This is a genomic window from Streptomyces klenkii, from assembly GCF_003626645.1.
Lineage (GTDB): Bacteria > Actinomycetota > Actinomycetes > Streptomycetales > Streptomycetaceae > Streptomyces > Streptomyces klenkii.
The window spans coordinates 1-1,289 of the sequence record NZ_RBAM01000105.1; the positions used below are offsets into that span (position 1 = coordinate 1).

2 protein-coding genes are annotated in these 1,289 nt (G+C 70.1%); one reads left to right on the forward strand and one right to left on the reverse strand.

Annotated elements, in window-relative coordinates:
- The first annotated feature begins 205 nt into the window (after positions 1 to 205).
- Positions 206 to 796 (forward strand): hypothetical protein, encoded by a 591-nt coding sequence (locus D7231_RS34970; RefSeq protein ID WP_120760394.1) that lies wholly within the window; start codon positions 206 to 208, stop codon positions 794 to 796.
- A gap of 13 nt (positions 797 to 809) precedes the next feature.
- Here D7231_RS34970 and D7231_RS34975 read toward each other — a convergent pair.
- Positions 810 to 1,289: thiamine pyrophosphate-dependent enzyme (locus D7231_RS34975; protein WP_242000084.1), on the reverse strand; the 480-nt coding region annotated here is incomplete at its 5' end.

The following is a 1,289-nucleotide window of genomic DNA, read 5'->3' on the forward strand; positions in this document are numbered from 1 at the left end:
TACTTCCGAGAGGAATTCGTCTCCGGGGCGGTGAACGACGCCTTCCATCGGGGCGATGTCCCCCAGGATCAGCGGACCTTCGTGACGGATGGCGCCAGGGTTCAGACGACCGAGAGCTTTGAGGACGGCATCGACAGCGTTCGCGGTGCGGGCTGATCCGCGCGGCATGACGGATGGGCCCAGGCCCGAGGACAGGGGAAGCATCGTGAGGAGAGGTCCGGCCGCACTGCTGCTCGCCGCCGTACTGGCGGCGAGCACGGCCTGTTCCCTCGGCTCGGCGGAGCCGACCAGGGAGTACGCCATCCCCAATCCGCTGTGCGGCGTCGAACTGCCGGAGCGGCTGTACGAGCCCCTCTACCCTCCGGGCGGGGCGGTGGAGATCGCCCTGGACTTCGATGACGGCCCGACTGCGGAGTACGTGGACCCTGTCGGGGAGTGCCTGGTGAACGTGGACGGCTCCTCGGCCGTCTACGTGTTCGCCCATCCGACGCTGACGGGCGACCGGTGGGAGGGGTTCGGGCCGTTCCTCCGGGTCATGCCGGAGCACCGCGGCATGAGCGGAGCGGACACCTTCACCAGCGGTACGCGGGAGGTGGCCGTGTGGCCCGATCTCGTCGCCGTGCGCATTCCTTGTGCGGCCTCGCCCGACTCCGGCCTCGCGAGCGTCAACCTCGCGATCCGCCTCGACTGGGCCGAGGACGGCCCCGACCGGCGGGAGGAGCTGCGGGAGTTGATCGGGCCCTACGCGGACGCGTACCTCGCGCGGCTCGCTCCCGGGACGTGTGAAGCGGCCTGAGCGGAAGTGGATCTCAGCGGGTCAGCTGTTCGATGCGGTCCTTGGCCAGGGTGGTGGCGATCGTCGTGCGGTGGGGCTGGCCCTTGGCGAAGGCTTCGGCGAACTTCTTGGCCTGGTCGTACTCGACCTTGCCGGGCATGGGGGGCTCGTTGGGGTCGACGTCCACGTCGACGAGGGCGGGGCCCTTGTGGGAGAGGGCCTGCTTGACGGCGCGGGCGACGTCCTTGCCCTTGGTGACCTTGGTGCCCAGGGCGCCGCACGCGCGGGCCCAGGCGGCGAAGTCGGGGACGGGGTCGCGGTAGGTGACGCCGTGCTCGGGGTAGCCGAGGACCATCTGCTCCCACTTGATCTCACCGAGGGTGTTGTTGTTGCTGACCACGACGGTGATCGGGAGCCGGGCGTGGACGGCGGTGAGGAACTCGGCCATCAGCATGCCGAAGCCGCCGTCCCCGACGTAGGCGATGACCTGGCGGCCGGGGTAGGCGTGCTGCAG